The 15752-nt window shown below is 70.1% G+C and carries 13 protein-coding genes; 3 read left to right on the forward strand and 10 right to left on the reverse strand.

Features of this window, described 5'->3' with window-relative positions:
* The 8 genes from E4O86_RS05850 to E4O86_RS05885 all read right to left on the reverse strand — a co-directional run.
* Positions 1-1580, reverse strand: a 1580-nt coding sequence (locus E4O86_RS05850; protein WP_161139589.1) for a hypothetical protein, incomplete at its 3' end; no start/stop codon positions are given.
* Positions 1577-2386: a CbbQ/NirQ/NorQ/GpvN family protein gene (locus E4O86_RS05855; RefSeq protein WP_161139590.1), complete on the reverse strand. Its 810-nt coding sequence runs from the start codon at positions 2384-2386 to the stop codon at positions 1577-1579. The genes E4O86_RS05855 and E4O86_RS05850, both read right to left, overlap by 4 nt.
* Positions 2387-2587: 201 nt before the next feature.
* Complete coding sequence (locus tag E4O86_RS05860; RefSeq protein WP_161139591.1) at positions 2588-3757, reverse strand: mandelate racemase/muconate lactonizing enzyme family protein; 1170 nt, start codon at positions 3755-3757, stop codon at positions 2588-2590.
* Positions 3758-3792: 35 nt separating this feature from the next.
* Positions 3793-4866 carry a tartrate dehydrogenase gene (locus tag E4O86_RS05865; protein WP_161139592.1) on the reverse strand — a complete coding sequence of 358 codons (1074 nt, stop codon included), beginning with the start codon at positions 4864-4866 and terminating at the stop codon, positions 3793-3795.
* A gap of 123 nt (positions 4867-4989) precedes the next feature.
* On the reverse strand, positions 4990-5841 hold the full coding sequence (locus E4O86_RS05870) for a sugar phosphate isomerase/epimerase family protein (protein WP_161139593.1): 852 nt from the start codon (positions 5839-5841) through the stop codon (positions 4990-4992).
* A 30-nt stretch (positions 5842-5871) separates the two neighbouring features.
* Positions 5872-6873: a sugar ABC transporter substrate-binding protein gene (locus tag E4O86_RS05875; RefSeq protein WP_161139594.1), complete on the reverse strand. Its 1002-nt coding sequence runs from the start codon at positions 6871-6873 to the stop codon at positions 5872-5874.
* 69 nt (positions 6874-6942) lie between these two features.
* Positions 6943-7896, reverse strand: coding sequence for an ABC transporter permease (locus E4O86_RS05880; RefSeq protein WP_161139595.1), 954 nt, complete (start codon positions 7894-7896; stop codon positions 6943-6945).
* Positions 7889-9466 (reverse strand): sugar ABC transporter ATP-binding protein, encoded by a 1578-nt coding sequence (locus E4O86_RS05885; RefSeq protein WP_161139596.1) that lies wholly within the window; start codon positions 9464-9466, stop codon positions 7889-7891. The genes E4O86_RS05880 and E4O86_RS05885 overlap by 8 nt, the downstream gene beginning before the upstream one ends.
* A gap of 254 nt (positions 9467-9720) precedes the next feature.
* Here E4O86_RS05885 and E4O86_RS05890 point away from each other — a divergent pair, with 254 nt between their 5' ends.
* Positions 9721-10953: a Gfo/Idh/MocA family protein gene (locus E4O86_RS05890; RefSeq protein WP_161139597.1), complete on the forward strand. Its 1233-nt coding sequence runs from the start codon at positions 9721-9723 to the stop codon at positions 10951-10953.
* A gap of 37 nt (positions 10954-10990) precedes the next feature.
* On the opposite strand, the gene E4O86_RS05895 is transcribed toward E4O86_RS05890, so the two are convergent.
* Positions 10991-12079 carry an ABC transporter substrate-binding protein gene (locus E4O86_RS05895; RefSeq protein ID WP_161139598.1) on the reverse strand — a complete coding sequence of 363 codons (1089 nt, stop codon included), beginning with the start codon at positions 12077-12079 and terminating at the stop codon, positions 10991-10993.
* A 199-nt stretch (positions 12080-12278) separates the two neighbouring features.
* Between E4O86_RS05895 and E4O86_RS05900 the strand changes: the two genes are divergently transcribed.
* Positions 12279-13568 carry a rhodanese-like domain-containing protein gene (locus E4O86_RS05900; RefSeq protein WP_161139599.1) on the forward strand — a complete coding sequence of 430 codons (1290 nt, stop codon included), beginning with the start codon at positions 12279-12281 and terminating at the stop codon, positions 13566-13568.
* Positions 13569-13619: 51 nt separating this feature from the next.
* Here the strand turns inward: E4O86_RS05900 and E4O86_RS05905 are convergent, their stop codons facing one another.
* Positions 13620-14639 (reverse strand): Bug family tripartite tricarboxylate transporter substrate binding protein, encoded by a 1020-nt coding sequence (locus tag E4O86_RS05905; protein WP_161139600.1) that lies wholly within the window; start codon positions 14637-14639, stop codon positions 13620-13622.
* A gap of 293 nt (positions 14640-14932) precedes the next feature.
* Between E4O86_RS05905 and E4O86_RS05910 the strand changes: the two genes are divergently transcribed.
* A complete protein-coding gene (locus tag E4O86_RS05910) occupies positions 14933-15721 on the forward strand; it encodes an FCD domain-containing protein (RefSeq protein ID WP_161139601.1) in 789 nt (262 codons plus the stop codon).
* The last annotated feature ends 31 nt before the right edge of the window (positions 15722-15752 follow it).

Here is a 15752-nt window from a genome sequence, read left to right on the forward strand (position 1 = left end):
AGCCGGGCTAGGCGGGCGCGGACGTCGGGCTCGCGGTCGAGCGCCGCTTCGAGCCGGCGCGGATCGCCGGCCGCCGGCGCCATGTCGCGGATCGTGGTCCAGTCGGCCCGCTCGAGGCCGGCGCCGCGGTCCCATTCCGGATAGCGCGCGATCGCGATCCCGCGCTCGTCCGGCGGCGCGGCGCGGGCATGGCCGGCCTCCGCTTCGTCCGGTTCGCCGTCCCTGCGGTCCGGCTCGGTCTCCTCGGGCCTCTCCTCCTCGATCCGCTTCGCCGCGTCGACGAAGATCTCGAGCTGCTCGGGCGCGGCCTCGCCGTCCTCGCCGAAGTCCCAGATGCCGTAGCCGTCGTCGCGGTAGACCGGCTCGACGACATAGCTCTTGGCGTTGAACTGGATGCGCATCTGGCCGAGATCGTTGCCGAGCAGGCCGCCGATCCGCCGGCTGATCGATGCGTCCGCGAGGTTTTCCCGCTCCGCGTCGAAGAGCGCGCGGCCCTTCACCACGAAACCGTGGCCGTCGCCGTAATCGGGGTCGAAGAGCGCCCGGGCGAGCCGCGCGAGGAGCACCGGCGCCGTCGTCGCCCCGGACGGTCCGGCCGTGTGGTAGGGCGCCCAGAGCGCGCGCAGCCCGGGGAAGCGACGCATCGCGAGCGCCTCCACCCGGGCGTCCTCGACGAGGGTGACGAGCGCGATCTGGAGCGGCTTCAGGCTGCCGGCCGGGAAGCGCACGGCCCCGAACGCGAAATGCGCCGTGGCATGCGCGATCGCGGCGCGGAATAGCGGGCGCGCCGCCTCGGCCGCGAAGCCGCGATAGACGGCAGGCACCCGCACGATTCCGCCGGCGATGCTTGTCCGGCGCGGCAGCGCGAGGCCCGTCCCCTCGAGCGCGCGGAGTGCCGGCGCCTGGCCCCAGAGCGCGGTGGCGAACGCCTTCAATGAGCTCTCCACGTCGTCGAAGGAGACGGCGTCCCAGTCCCGCTCGAGGAGCTGGCGGGCGAGCGGTTCCTCCAGGGAGAAGAAGGCCTGGCGCCGCACCCGGTCGCGGCCGCCCGCCTTCAGGCCGGCATGGACGAAGGATTCGAAGCGCCGGCCGTCGCAGCGGGCGAGCACCGCCTCCATGCGCTCGGCAAGCGGCGCGACCGATTCCGGCGCGAGACGGGCGAGCAGGCGCAGCCCGCCCCACCAGCGGTCGATCTCCGCTCCGCTCTTCAGCCGGCGCGCGGCGACCAGGCCCGCTTCGAGGCAGCGCGCCGCCGGATGCGAGCCGCTCCGCCGGCAGATCTCCGCGGCGGCATGCGCGCTCCGGAGGGCGGACGGCAGGCCGTGCGCCGGCACCAGCTCCGTGCTGAGCCGCGCGAACGCGTCGAGGCAGGTCGGGCCGGCATTGACGTTGACGAGCGCGAGCGCCGCCTCGCACCAGGCGTCGAGCTCGTCGTCGGCGAGGCGCGGCGCGAGTTCCTGCCAATGCAGGCGGAAGCCGGCGCGCAGGCCCTCGCGCTGCCCGACATAGCGGTGGAGCGCCGCGACCGGCCCCCGCGGCTGCGAGCTGACCACGACGAGCGGAGGCGCCGACGGGGTCATTGCAGGCAGGCGGACACGGCCGACTGGAGCGCTTCCCGCAGATCGGGATCGTCCGTGATGGGGAGCACGATCGCCGAGCGGATCGCGGCGGCGAGCGGCACGCCGCCCCCGGCGAGGCGGCCGGCATGGATCAGCATGCGGGTCGAGGCGCCCTCGGCGAGCCCGTGGCCGCGGAGATTGCGCGAGCGCGCGGCGACGTCGACGAGCCGCAGCGCGAGGTCGTGGTCGATCTCGGCCTCGCGGGCGACGATCTCGGCCTCCACCGAGGCCGCCGGATAGCCGAAGTCGATCGCCAGGAAACGCTGCTTCGTCGATTCCTTGAGGTCCTTGACCGCGCTCTGGTAGCCCGGATTGTAGGAGATCACGAGCTGGAAGTCGGGATGCGCCGCGACGAGCTCGTTCCTGCGGTCGAGCGGCAGCACGCGCCTGGCATCCGTCAGCGGGTGGATCACCACCGTGGTGTCCTGCCGCGCTTCCACGATCTCGTCGAGATAGCAGATCCCGCCGTGCCGGACAGCGCGGGTCAGCGGTCCGTCCTGCCAGACCGTGCCGCCCGGCTCGAGCAGGAAGCGGCCGGCAAGATCGGCCGCGCTCATGTCCTCGTGGCAGGCGATAGTGACGAGCGGCCTGCCGAGCCGCCAGGCCATGTGTTCCACGAAGCGGGTCTTGCCGCAGCCGGTCGGCCCTTTCAGCATCACCGGCAGCCGCGCGGCATAGGCCGCCTCGAACACGGCCACCTCGTCCCCGACCGGCTGGTAATAGGGCTCGCGCGTGACCCTGAAGGCGTCGAGTTCCGATCCGATCATGCCGCGCCGCTCTCCTCGAAACGGGCCCTGCCCGAAAACGAAAAAGGGACACCCGGCCGAGTGTCGGCCGAAGGCGTCCCTGCCGTCACGGCGCCTCCCGGGCGCCGCCTTGATGCTGCCGCGCTCATCGCGCGCGACGTCAATTGAGCACGATTTTGCGCCTGCTCACAAGTGCGAAGGCGCCGCCGCCGGGCGTGGGTCTCAGTCGAGAAGCTCGCGCCGGAAGAGCGCGTAGAGCTTCGACTTCGCCTCGAAGCCGACGCCCGGCACGTCCGGCAGCCCGACGCGGCTGTCCCTGACCTCCGTATCGTCCGCGAAGCCGCCGAAGGGCTGGAACACGTCCGGATAGGATTCGTTGCCGCCGAGATGGAGGCCGGCGGCGATGTTGAGCGACATCTGGTGCCCGCCATGCGGCACCACGCGGCGGCTCGACCAGCCGTTCTCGGCCATCATCCCGAGCGTCCGCATATATTCCACCAGCCCGTAGGAGAGGGCGCAGTCGAACTGCAGCACGTCGCGGTCGGGCCGCATGCCGCCGTAGCGGATGAGGTTTCTCGCATCCTGCATGGAGAACAGGTTCTCGCCCGTCGCCATCCGGCCGGAATAATGGTCGGCGAGCTCGGCCTGGAGCGCGAAGTCGAGCGGGTCGCCGGCCTCCTCGTACCAGTAGAGCCCGTAGGGCTCGAGCGCGCGGGCATAGGCGATCGCGGTCGCGAGATCGAAGCGGCCGTTGGCGTCGACGCAGAGATTGTGCGGCCCGCCGACCACGTCCGCGGCGGCCTCGATCCGCTTCAGGTCGTCGGCGAGCGGCACCAGCCCGATCTTCATCTTGCAGACCGTGTAGCCGCGGTCGCGGTAGGACTTCATCTCGTCGCGGAGCCCCTCGAGCTCCTTGCCGGGATAATAGTAGCCGCCGGCGGCGTAGACCCAGACGCTGTCGTCCGCCGCGCCGTCCCGGTAGCGGTCGGCGAGGAGCCGGTAGAGCGGCTTCTCCTCGATCTTGGCCACGGCGTCCCAGACCGCCATGTCGATCGTGCCGACGGCGACCGAGCGCTCGCCGTGGCCGCCCGGCTTCTCGTTCGTCATCATGGTCTTCCAGATGGCGAAGGGGTCAAGATTGCCGGCCGCCTCGTCGGCGAGCGTTGCCGGATCGGCCTCCATCAGGCGCGGGATGAAGCGCTCGCGCATCAGCGCGCCCTGGCCGTAGCGGCCGTTCGAGTTGAAGCCGAAGCCGATCACCGGCCGGCCATCCCGCACCACGTCGGTGACGACCGCGACGACCGAGCAGGTCATCTTCGAGAAGTCGATGAAGGCGTTCGCGATCGGGCTGGCGATCGAGACCGTCTTCTCCCTGATTTCGGTGATCCGCATCGTCTCCTGCCGCTGGTTCGGGGGGGAGGGGGCGCTCAGCCCGCCACGACCTCGGCGATCGCCCGGCCGCATTCCGCCGTGTTCGCCCGCCCGCCCATGTCGCGGGTGCGCGACGCCGGGTCGGCGATGACGGTCTCGATCGCCTCGATGATCCTGGCGGCGGCATCGCTGTGGCCGAGATGCTCGAGCATCATCGCGGCCGACCAGATCTGGCCGATCGGGTTGGCGATGCCCTTGCCCGCGATGTCGGGCGCCGAGCCGTGCACGGGCTCGAACATCGAGGGGAAGGTCCGCTCGGGGTTGATGTTGCCGGACGGCGCGATCCCGATCGAGCCGGCGACGGCGGGGCCGAGGTCGGACAGGATGTCGCCGAAGAGGTTCGAGCCCACCACCACGTCGAACCAGTCCGGGTGCTGCACGAAATGCGCCGTCAGGATGTCGATGTGGTACTGGCTGGTGGCGATGTCCGGGTACTCCGCCTTGATGGCGGCGAAGCGCTCGTCCCAGAACGGCATGGAATGGATGATGCCGTTCGATTTGGTCGCCGAGGTCACGTGCCTGCGCGGCCGGGTGCGGGCGAGCTCGAAGGCGTAGCGCAGGATGCGGTCGGTGCCGCGGCGCGTGAACACCGCCTCCTGGATGGCGACCTCGTCCTCGGTGCCGCGATAGACGCGCCCGCCGACCTCCGAATACTCGCCCTCGACGTTCTCGCGCACGACGTAGAAGTCGATGTCCTCGGGGCCGCGGCCGGCGAGCGGGCTCGTGATCCCCTTCAGCAGCCGGACGGGGCGGACATTGGCGTATTGCTGGTATTCGCGCCGGATCGGGATGAGCAGCCCCCAGAGCGAGACGTGGTCCGGAACTTCCGGCCAGCCGACCGCGCCGAGAAAGACGGCGTCGTGGTTGCGGAACTGCTCGAGCCCGTCCGCCGGCATCATGCTGCCGAGCTTCTTGTAGCGCTCGCAGCTCCAGTCGACCTCGTCGAACTGGAAGGCGATGTTGAACCGGCGGCCGGCGGCCTCCAGCACCCGCATGCCTTCCGGCACCACCTCGCGGCCGATGCCGTCGCCCGGAATGGTTGCGATCTTCAGTCTGTTGGTTGCTGCCATCGTTGCGTTTCCCCGCGCGTTCAGGCGCCTTGTAGCGGCGATCCGGGCGGTCAGGGAAGCGTCGCGGCGGCCTTTCGCGAAAGCGGGCGGCGCGGGTCGGATGCCCGGCCGCCCGCAAGGCCGTCAGGCGGCCGCCTGGAGGCGCCGGCCAAGGAGCTTCGTCAGGAAGGCGAGGCTCCGTTCCGCCTGGTCGATCGTTCCGCATTCGACGGAGAGCGTGAGCTCCCGGTCGAGCGGGTCGAGGATCGAGAGCACGCGGTCCCAGTCGACCACGCCCTCGCCGCAGGCGCAGCCGACCGCGGTGCCGGTGACCTTGCCGCGTTCCTTCTCCGCATGCGCGAAGCTGATGTCCTTCGCATGGACGTGGCGGACATGGTCGCGGACATGGGAGAGACCCTCATAGGGGTCCTCCACGCCCGCGAGATAGGCGTTCCCCGTATCCCAGTTGACCGCGATCCAGGGCGAGGGGACGAGGTTCACGATCCGCATCAGGCCGCGGCTCTCCTTGGTGTAGATCCCGTGCGGCTCGATGCACAGGAACACCTTGTGGCGCGCGAGCACGAAGCTCATGCGCTTCAAGGTATAGTGCATCACCTGATGGGCCTCCTCGTCGTCCATCCAGTCCGGCTTGATCATCTCGTCGGAATTGATGAACCGCGTGCCGACATAGTCGGCGAGGACGGCCGCCCGCGTCAGGCGCGCCACCGCCGCCTCCGGCTTCATGAGCGGGCTGTGGGCGCTGAGGCTCGAGACCTGCAGCCCGTTCTGTTCGCAGATCTCCTTCATCAGGAGCGGGTCCTCCTCCATCGAGAAGGAGTGGAAGTAGCCCACCTCGCTGAGGAGCTCCCAGCCGGTGTGCACCATCGGCTCGACGAACTTGTATCCCAGCTTGGCGGCGATCTCGACGCCGTGGCGAAAGTCGAGATCGGCGCTGCGGACGAATTCCATGTTCACGGAGATTCGATACGTGGCCATCGGTCTGGCTCCTTGGCTCGGGTGGAACGGTCAGCCGGCGGGGGCGGGCTCGACCGGCTTCGGGAGCGGCAGCTTCAGCCATTCCTTGATCTGCTCGGCCGGCGCGTCCCAGCGGATCGCCTCCTCGACATTCGCCTTGTCGATGACCTGGGTCGGCGCCTCGTAGTACTTGCCGGGCTCGATCGTCTTGTCGATCACGCCGGCCAGCAGGCGGAGCGCCATCACCGAGGCGATCGAGGGCGGGTTGGCGTTCGTGAGCGCGAGCTTGCCGTCGCGGATGAGGTCGAGGCCGTAGGGCGCGCCGTTCATGGCGACCATGGTGACCTGATCGGTCTTGCGCGCCCGCTCGATCGCGATCGAGGCGCCGACGGCCATGTCCTCGTTCTGGACGAACATCGCGTCGAGATCGGGATGGGCGGTCAGGATCTGGGCGGCGGCGTCGAGCGCCATCTGCCGGTTCCAGTCGCCCGGCACCTCGGACACGATCTCGGCCTTGGAGCCGCTCGCCGCCAGCCCGTCCTTGAAGCCCTTGGTATAGGCCTCGGCGTCGCCGCGCCCGAGCTTGCCCGCGATGATGGCGATCTTGCCCTCCGGCAGCTTCTTGCCGAGCCATTCGCCGAGCGGCTTGCCGAACGTCCCGACGTCGATCTGCATGAAGCCGGCCGCGTCCTTGAGGAGCGCGGGGTCGTAGCCGTACTGGAAGAAGATCGGCACCCCGCCGCGCTTCGCCTGGGCGATCGCCGCCTTCTCCGAGGAGAGCGAGACCGCGTAGATCAGGATGCCGTCGACGCCGCGGGTGATCGCGTCCTGGACGTTGGCGAGCTCCTGGCTCGGATCGGTGTTGGCGCTGTAGGTGACGAGCTTGATCCCGAGCTCCTTGGCCGCGACCTCGGCGGCGTTCATGCCGTACTGGTAGTAGGGATCCGGGCCGGCGCGCATGAAGGCGATGGTCTTCTCCTGCGCCTGCGCGGCGATGGGAAAGAGGCTCGCGGCGATGACCGGCAGCAGCAGCTTCAACTTGAACCCTGACATGGGCACCCTCCTGTGGTTTGTCCGGGCCGCCATCCGGTCCGGGATCCGGGCGCGTCCGGCGCCCGCTGGTCAGCCCCTCTTCTGAAGAAGAACGGCGGCTGTGATGATCAGCCCGAGCACGACGTTCTGGTAGTTCGCGCCGACGCCGAGCAGATTCATGCTGTTGGAGACGAGTCCGAGAAGAAGAACGCCGCCGAACGTGCCGACGACCGTGCCGCGGCCGCCGAAGAGCGGCGTGCCGCCGATCACGACGGCTGCGATGGTGCGCAGCTCGTAGCCGTTGCCCATGTTCGGCAGGGCGGAATCGAGGATTCCGGTGAGCACGACGGCGCCGACGCCCACGATCAGCCCGTTCAGCGTGTAGAGCCCGATCTTGCGGCTGCGCACCGGAATGCCGGAGAGGCGCGCCGCCTCCTCGTTGCCGCCGATCGCGAAGGCGGAGCGGCCGAGCACCGTCCGCCGCAGCACGAAGAAGACGACGACCAGCGTGGCGGCGAGGGCGTAGACCGGGTTCGGCACGCCGAAGAGATCGCCGAGCCCGAACACGTCGAAGAGCGCGCCCATGCCGTTGATCGGGCTGCCGCCGCTGATCACGATCGCGGCGCCCTGGAGGAGCGTCATCGTGCCGAGCGTGACGATGAAGGGCGTCGCCCGGTTGGTGGCGACGAGCAGGCCGTTCACGAAGCCGATCAGCGCGCCGGTGGCGAGCCCGGCCGCGATCCCGAGCGCGATCGACCCGGTCGACACGATGGTGAGCGCGGCGACGACGCCGGCGACGGAGAGCGCGGCGCCGACGGAGAGGTCGAGCCCGGCCGAGACGATCAGCATGGTCTGCCCGGCGGCCAGGATCCCGAGCACCGAGATCTGCAGGAGGATGTTGAAGAGGTTGTTGATCGTGAAGAAGCGCGGATTTCCGATCGCGGTCACCACCACGATGGCGACCAGCGTGATGAGCAGCGTATAGCGGCCGATGTCCCAGGACCGGCGGCGGGCGGCGGGCTTCTCGGCAATCGCCTCAGACATCGCTCGTTCCTTCCGTTTCCTGTGCGTGGCGCCGCTCGTGGTCGGACTGGATGGCGGCGAGAAGCCGCTCGGGCGTCAGGCCGGACGGCGCGAGTTCCCGGTCGATGCGTCCGTTGCGGAGCACCAGGATGCGATCGGCGAGGTCGATCAGCTCCTCGAGGTCGGTCGAGACGAACACGACGGACGTGCCGCCATCGGCGAGGCTCCTGAGATAAGCGTGGATCTGCCGCCGCGCGTCGACGTCGACGCCCTCCGTCGGATCCTCCAGGACGAGCAGCCGGGCCCCCGCGAAGATGCCGCGCCCGAGCAGCGTCTTGCGCTGGTTGCCGCCGCTCAGGAGGCCCGCCTCGCGCGTCGTGTCGCGCGGCTGGATGTCGAGCTGCCCGACGAGCGCCTCGGCCCTTTCGCGCTCGGCGGCGAGGTTGAGCCAGTGGCGCGGCGCGATCGCCTTGAGCCGCGCCATGGTGAGGTTCTGGGCGACCGGCATCGGCATGACGAGGCCGCGCCCGCGCATGTCCTGCGGCACGAGCACGACGCCCTGTGCGATCGCCGCATGGATCGAGCGCGGCCGGAACGCCTCGCCCTCCAGGAGGAGGCTGCCGGAGCTCGGCGTCCTGATGCCGGCGAGGATCTCGGCGAGCACGCGGGCGCCGGCGCCGGTCAGGCCGGTGAGGCCCAGGATCTCGCCCTTCGCGATCGTCAGCGCGACATGGTCGAGGCGGCCCGGAACGGTGACGCCGTCGAGCGCCATGAGAGGAGCGCCGGGCGGGTGCGGGGCGCGGCGCGCGGCGGTCTCGCCCACCGTCTGCCCGACCATCATCGCGATCAGGTCGTCCTTGTCGACGTCGCCGCTCGCCACCACGCCGACGCAGCGTCCGTTGCGGAGCACCGTGACGCGGTCGGAGATCGCCAGGACCTCGTCGAGATGGTGGGAGATGTAGACGATCGCCATGCCGCCCTCCGCGAGGTCGCGGATGAGGCGGAAGAGGAAGTCGGCCTGCGCCTTGTTGAGCGCGGAGGTGGGCTCGTCGAGGAGGAGCACGGAGGCGCGCTCCCGCACCGCCTTGGCGATCGCGACCTGCTGCCGGAGCGCGATGTCGAGATCGCCGAGCCGGGCCTCGGGCGGGAGCGAGAGGCCGAGCCGGCCGAGGAGCTCGCTTGTCCGCCGCGCCATTTCGGCGTCGTCGACGAGGCCGAGCCGCGTCCGCGGCTCCGCGCCGAGAAAGATGTTCTCGGCGACGCTGAGGTCGAGATGGAGTTCCGGATTCTGGTAGACGGCGGCGATGCCGGCCCGGCGCGCGGTGATCGGGGTGAGCGCCGCGAAGCTCTGGTTGCCGACGACGATGCGGCCGGAATCGGGAGGCTGCGCGCCCGAGAGGATCTTGAGGAGCGTCGACTTGCCGGCGCCGTTCTTGCCCACGAGCCCGTGCACCTCGCCGCGGGCGACGATCAGGTCGACGTTCTCGAGCGCCACGGTACCGGGAAAGCGCTTGGAGATGCCGAGCGCGGAGATGGCCGGCCGCGCTTGCTCGGAACTGCGCGCTCCGGATGCCGCTCTGGCCGGTTCCATGGTGCCCCCTCTGCCGGCGGCCGCTTCGGCGGCGCGCTCGTCGTATCAGCGGGTTTAAGCTGGCATTCGGCGCCTGCTTTTGATCCTGATCAAGACTGCGCCACCTGCCCAGGCGGCGGGCGGTGCGGGCGCGCCGGCGCGGGGCGCGATTGATTCCGATCAATGCGGCGCGGAGGCGGAAGGCGAGGCTGCCTCCGCCGCGCGGCTTCCGTCTGCAGCGGCCGACCTTTCTCAGCTTCCTCCGGAGAGCAGCGATGACAACGACCCTCGAAACGCTCCGCGTCGGCCTGATCGGCAGCGGCTTCATCGCGAAGTTCCACGTCCAGGCCTTCCTGAACGTGCGTCACGTGCGGATCGCGGGCGTGACGAGCCGGACGGCCGCGCACTGCCAGGGTCTCGTCGAGCGGATCGAGGAGATGGGCCTCGGTCCGTGCAAGGCCTATCCGACGGTCGAGGCGCTCGCGATGTCCGGCGAGGTCGACGCGCTCTGGCTGCTCACCCCGAACTTTCTGCGGCTCGAGACCATGCGCGAGATCCATCGCGCGGTGAAGGCGGGCGCGCCGGTCCGCGCGATCGCCTGCGAGAAGCCGCTCGCCCGCACGCTCCCCGAGGCGCGCGAAATGCTCCGGCTGGCCGAGGATGCCGGCCTCAACCACGGCTATCTCGAGAACCAGGTCTTCTCCAATGCGGTGGAGCGCGGCAAGGAGATCATCTGGCGGCGGGCGGTGCCCGCGGCCGGCCGGCCCTATCTGGCGCGCGCCGCCGAGGAGCACAGCGGGCCGCACGAGCCCTGGTTCTGGCAGGGGCTGGAGCAGGGCGGCGGCGTGCTCCTCGACATGATGTGCCACAGCGCGGAGGTGGCGCGCTTCATGCTCACGAAGCCGGGCGCTGACCGCGGCGAGCTGAAGGTCGTGAGCGCGACGGCGACGGTCAGCAACCTCAAATGGACCCGCCCGGCCTATGTCGAGCGGCTCAAGGCGATCAGCGGCGGCGCGGTCGATTACGGCCGCCGTCCGGCCGAGGACTTCGCGCGCGGCACGATCGTGCTCGAGGACCCGGAGGGCCGGGAGGTCATCATCGAGGCGACCACCTCCTGGGCCTATGTCGGTCCGGGCCTGCGCATCCAGCTCGAGCTCCTCGGTCCGGAATATGCGATGGAGTTCAGCTCGCTCGGCGGCGGGCTCAAGGTCTTCATGTCGCGCGCGGTAACCGGCCGCGAGGGCGAGGATCTCGTCGAGAAGCAGAACGCCGAGCAGGGGCTGATGCCGGTGCTCGAGGACGAGGCCGGGACCTACGGCTATACCGGCGAGGACCGCCACATGGTCGAGGCCTTCCGGCACGGGCGGGCTCCGATCGAGACCTTTCGCGACGGCGTCGCCGTCACCGAGATCCTGATGGCGCTCTACCGGTCCGCCGAGACCGGCGCGCTCGTGAAGCTTCCGGCGCCGGAGCTCGAGGACTACGTGCCCGTTCCGGCCCGCCCGTGAGCGGACGGGCCGGCCGGTTCACGGGTCGGCGCGTGGATCAGAGCGAGGCGGGGCGCTTCGGAAGGCCGAGCGCCTCCTGCGCCGCCCAGACATATTTCAGCTCCATGTGCTTGCGCCAGTCGATCCCCGCCGGGACCTCGCCGGATTCGCCGAGCTGGGTGAGGAAGGTGTCCATCACGGCCGCGCTCTCGAAGCCGCCGTCCGGGCTCAGCTGCTGGAGCTCGACCTCGTACTGGGCCTCGAAGGACGGCGGGACGTCGTAGCCGAACTTCCGGACGATGGCATAGGCCTCGTCCTTGTGGGCGGGATCGAACAGCCATTGCCTCGCCCGCAGCTCCGCGAGCGCCCAGGCATAGGCGGTCTTCTCGTTCTTCTCGAGCCAGGCCCCCATCGCGCCGATCGCCTCCTGCGGGGCGGCGGTGAGCTGCTCGTAGATGAACTTGCCGCCGGCATCCTCGATCCCCGCCCGGTGACGCGGAAACACGCTCGCCGCGTCGAGCGTGCCGTTGATGAGCGCCGCCATCCGGTTGTCCGAGCCGCCCGAGCTCGGGACGAACTGGACGTCCTTCTCGGGGTCGAGGCCGAGCCGGCGCACGATCTCCTTCTGGACCCACGTGTTGCGGCCGTCGAGCGACCCGCCCGAGATCCTGGCGCCCTTCAGGTCCTCCGGCTTCTCGATGCCCTTGCGGACGCCCATGATCCACCATTCGCTCTGGCGCAGGATGCTGACGACCTTGATGGGGGTCCCGCTCTTCTCCGCGGCGCTCAGGAAGCTGCTCGTATCGCCGTGCGCGAGATCGAGGCTTCCGCCGATGAGCCCCGGTATGTAGCTGTCGGAGAGGATCAGCTCGACGTCGGCGAGGCCGACATTCTCGAAATAGCCCTTCGCCCGCGCGATCGTGAGCGGCCAGGCGGCGACGTAGTTCGGATTGAACTCGCCATATTTGAGCGCGCTCAGGTTGGCCTTGATGTTCGCGAGGCTTGGAACGGCGTCCTCGGCCGAGGCGCCGTTCCGCGTCGCGGCGGCGAGGACGAGGCCGAGCGCGCCGAAGCCGCCCGCCTTCAGCACCTCGCGGCGCGCCATCCAGCCGGGCCCGCCGACCCCGTTTCCACGTATCGTCTTCATGCTTCCCCCTCCCTGCGGGCAGCCCGTCCGGCTGCCATCTCCTTCGGCGTGCGCCGGCCGAACTGCTTCACCGGTCCGGGTTCTTCTGGCCGCTTGCGGTCCCCGGTTAGATTGTACTATGGGCATATGGTAATATGTTGCGCAACGTGAAAACGAGGGAGGTGATGCGCGCCTCCCCGCCGTCTCGCGAGCTTTCCCGATGACCCGTGTCAGCGTCCGTCGGCTCGAAGGCAGGAAGCTGCTCTGCACCGCGGGCCGGCATTCCTTCTTCACCGATCGAAAGGTCGAGGATGGCGGCGCCGATTCCGGCTGCACGTCCGGAGAGCTCCTGCTTCTCGCCATCGGGTCGTGCGCCACCGGGTCGCTGCGGACCTTCCTGCACGGGCGCGGGCTCGGGAGCGACGGACTCGCCGTCGAGGTGAGCCTGCAGCCTTCGCCGACGGGACGGGACCGCGACATGATCCTGATCGAGGTGGCGCTGCCCGGGATCCGGTCCTGCGACCGCGCGGCGCTGGAAGCGGCCGCGATATCCGGCGGCGTGGTGAGCCGGGTGGCGCTCGGCTCGGAGATCGCCGTGCGCGTGCTGCCTGAGAGCGATGAAAGGGATGAAAGGATGGAGGGGGAGGACATGGCCGAAACCGGCGCGCAGGACGTCAGCTCGCTTGTGAGCCCGGCCTGGCTCGAGGCGCATCGCGGCGATCCGGATCTCCGCCTGATCGAGATCGCCGGTCTCCGGCAGGACGACATGCAGGCCTACAAGGCCGGCCACGTGCCGAGCGCGATCTGCTGGCGGTGGAAGGAGATGCTCTGGGACAGCCGGATGCGCGACTTCCCGACCCCGGAGGAGTTCGCCCGCCGGATGGGGGAGGCCGGCATCGGCAACGACAGCACCGTCGTCGTCTATGGCGAAGACGTCCAGTTCGGCATCTACGCCTGGTGGGTGCTGCGCTATTGCGGCCACCGGAACGTGAAGGTGCTCGACGGCGCCCGCTATCGCTGGGCGGCGGAGGGGCGGCCGCTCGAGACGGCGTTTCCGCCGCCTCCCGCCCCGGTGGCGTACAGGCCGGTGGAGCGCGTGCCCGGCATGCGCATCCTGCGCGACGAGGTGCTCGCCGCGCTCGCGGAGGGGACGAGCACGATCGTCGACGCCCGCTCGCCGGAGGAATATCGCGGCGAGCGCGTCGGCGGCCCCGGCGGGCCCGATACCGGGGCCGTGCGCCCCGGCCGGATCCCGGGCGCGCGGCATGTCTTCTACCAGAGCCTCCTCGACGGGAACAAAGCGTTCCGGCCGGCTTCCGAGCTGCGGGACCTGCTGGCCGGGGAGGGGGTCTCGCCGGACCGGCCCGTGATCGCCTATTGCCGGATGAGCCACCGGGCGACCGTCGCCTATTTCGCGCTGACGCAGCTCCTCGGGTTCGAGGATGTCCGCGTCTATGACGGGTCCTGGACCGAGTGGGGCAATCTCGTCGGCGTCCCGATCGAACGGTGAGGCCCGGCCGGTTGCTCCGCCCGCGGGGGCGGAGCGGCCGGGGCCGGGCGGCTACTGGATGGCCGCGACGGCCTCCTTCAGGACCTTCGTCAGGTCGCCGCTCGCCTTCACCACCCTCGCCACCTTCTCCTGCTGCTCGGCGCCGGAAGCGAAGACGATGTCCATGTCGGCCTTCTTCGCCTCGGCGAGCAGTTCGGGGTCCTTCAGCGCCGCCTCGATCGCTGCCCGCATCTCCTTGGTCGCGGCCGGGTCCATGCCGGGCGGGCCGAAGAAGCCGCGGCTCATCGTGAGGATGGTGACGACCGCCTCCAGCACGTCCCGCTTCGCCGGGTCGCTCACCAGCTCCGTGACGAGGGGGACGTCGGGAAGGTCGGAGAGCCGCTTGTCGTAATAGACGGCGAGCACGCGCGCCTCGCCGTTGTCGACCATCGGCTTCACCGCGATCCAGCCGTTGGCGAAGCCGTCCACGTCGCCCTTGATGGCCGCGAGCGCGGTGTCGGCCTGGCCCTCGTAGCCCGTCACGGCCTGCATCTTGAAGCCCAGCGCATCGGCGAGCACCGAAGTGGCGTAGAAGTCCTCGTCGGTCCCCTGCACCGCGTATTTGAACGGCCGGCCGAGCCCCTTCACCTCGTCGATCGACTTCAGGTTGGAAACGGCGCCGACGGCGAGCACGCGCGGCTCGGCGGCGGCGCGCCCGAGATAGGTGAACTCGGTCGCCTTGAACTTGGCGCCCGGGCTGTCGGAGAGCTGCGCGAGGATGATGGCCGGGACGTTGGTGAAGGCGATCGTCATGCCGTCGGGATCTGCCGTCCAGATCGTGTTCGTCCCCTTCAGCCCGCCGGCTCCGGTGCGGTTCTCGACGCGCACCTGCTTGGCGCCGGAATGCTTCGCGATATAGGGCGCGATCATGCGCGCGTAGCGCGACATCAGCCCGGCCACCGAATTCGGCACGACGAGCACCACGTCCTTGCCGTCATACACCGGCCCGGCCGAGGCGCGCCCGGGCGCGAGCCCTGCGACACCCAGCGAAAGGGCCACAGCGAGCCCCGCCAAACCTTTCGTCCAACCCATCGATTCCTCCTGTTCCGCCGGCTCTCCGGCCGGTCGGTCGCACTGTCATCCCGTATGACAATAAGTGCAAGCATCGCCCGGTTGTCCGGCAGATGGGACCGTCCCGCCGCTGTGCGAATGAACCCCCCGGCGTTGACAGACGCGTGTGAAATATCACACTGTGGTCAGGCAGGGCCGGACCCCGTCCGCGAGTGGCGGGGGCCTGCCGGACCTGCGGCGGCGGGGCGGCGCGCGTGGCGGTCGCCTCGGCGCGACGGCCACGCGGCGCGATTCCGAACAGGGCAGCATTCGATGTGCAGATCTTCGACGTCCCGTCCGGCCGCCTGCACCGCGCGCTTCCATGCTCCTTCCGCGATGCGGGGCGCGGCGCGGTGATCCAGGCCGCCTCCGCGGATTTGCGCCAGGGCGGGCCCGCCGAGCGGCCCGCTGCTGCTGGCGGCCGCGAGCGCGCCGCACGGTCCCTGCGCGACGTCGCCTACGAGGCCGTGCGCCACCGGATCGCGACGCTCGCCTTCAGGCCCGGGGAATATCTGAGCGAGGCCTATCTCTCCGCGATCCTCGGCATCGGGCGCACGCCGGTGCACCAGGCGCTCGACCGTCTGGCGCTCGAAGGCCTGGTCGATGTCATCCCCCGCAAGGGCGTGATGGTGCGACCCGTCGACCTCCGCGAGGCGCGGCAGATCATCGAGGTCCGGCTCGTCAACGAGATCCATTGCGTCCGGCTCGCCGCAAGGCGCGCGAGCGAGGACGAGATCCGTCATCTGAGCGACGTTCTCGCGCGCGCGGACCAGTGGATGGCGACGCGCAAGACCGAGCCGATGATGCTCTTAGACCGCGAGTTCCACGCCGTGCTCGCCGCCGCCTCGCGCAACGCCGTCCTCGCCGAGTGCCTCGGCAAGCTGCACGAGCGCTCGCTGCGGCTCTGGTTCATCTCGCTCGACACGGCGGGCCATCATGTCCGGGTGCAGGAGCAGCACCGGGCGATCCTGGAGGCGGTGCGAAGGCGCGACGCGGACGCCGCGGAGGCGGCGATGCGCTCTCACATCGAAGCGTTCCAGGCCAATGTCACGACCTATGTCTGAGCGGCAAAGGCAGCTGTCCGGCCGCAGGGGA

This window comes from Propylenella binzhouense (assembly GCF_009866965.1).
Taxonomy (GTDB): domain Bacteria; phylum Pseudomonadota; class Alphaproteobacteria; order Rhizobiales; family Afifellaceae; genus Propylenella; species Propylenella binzhouense.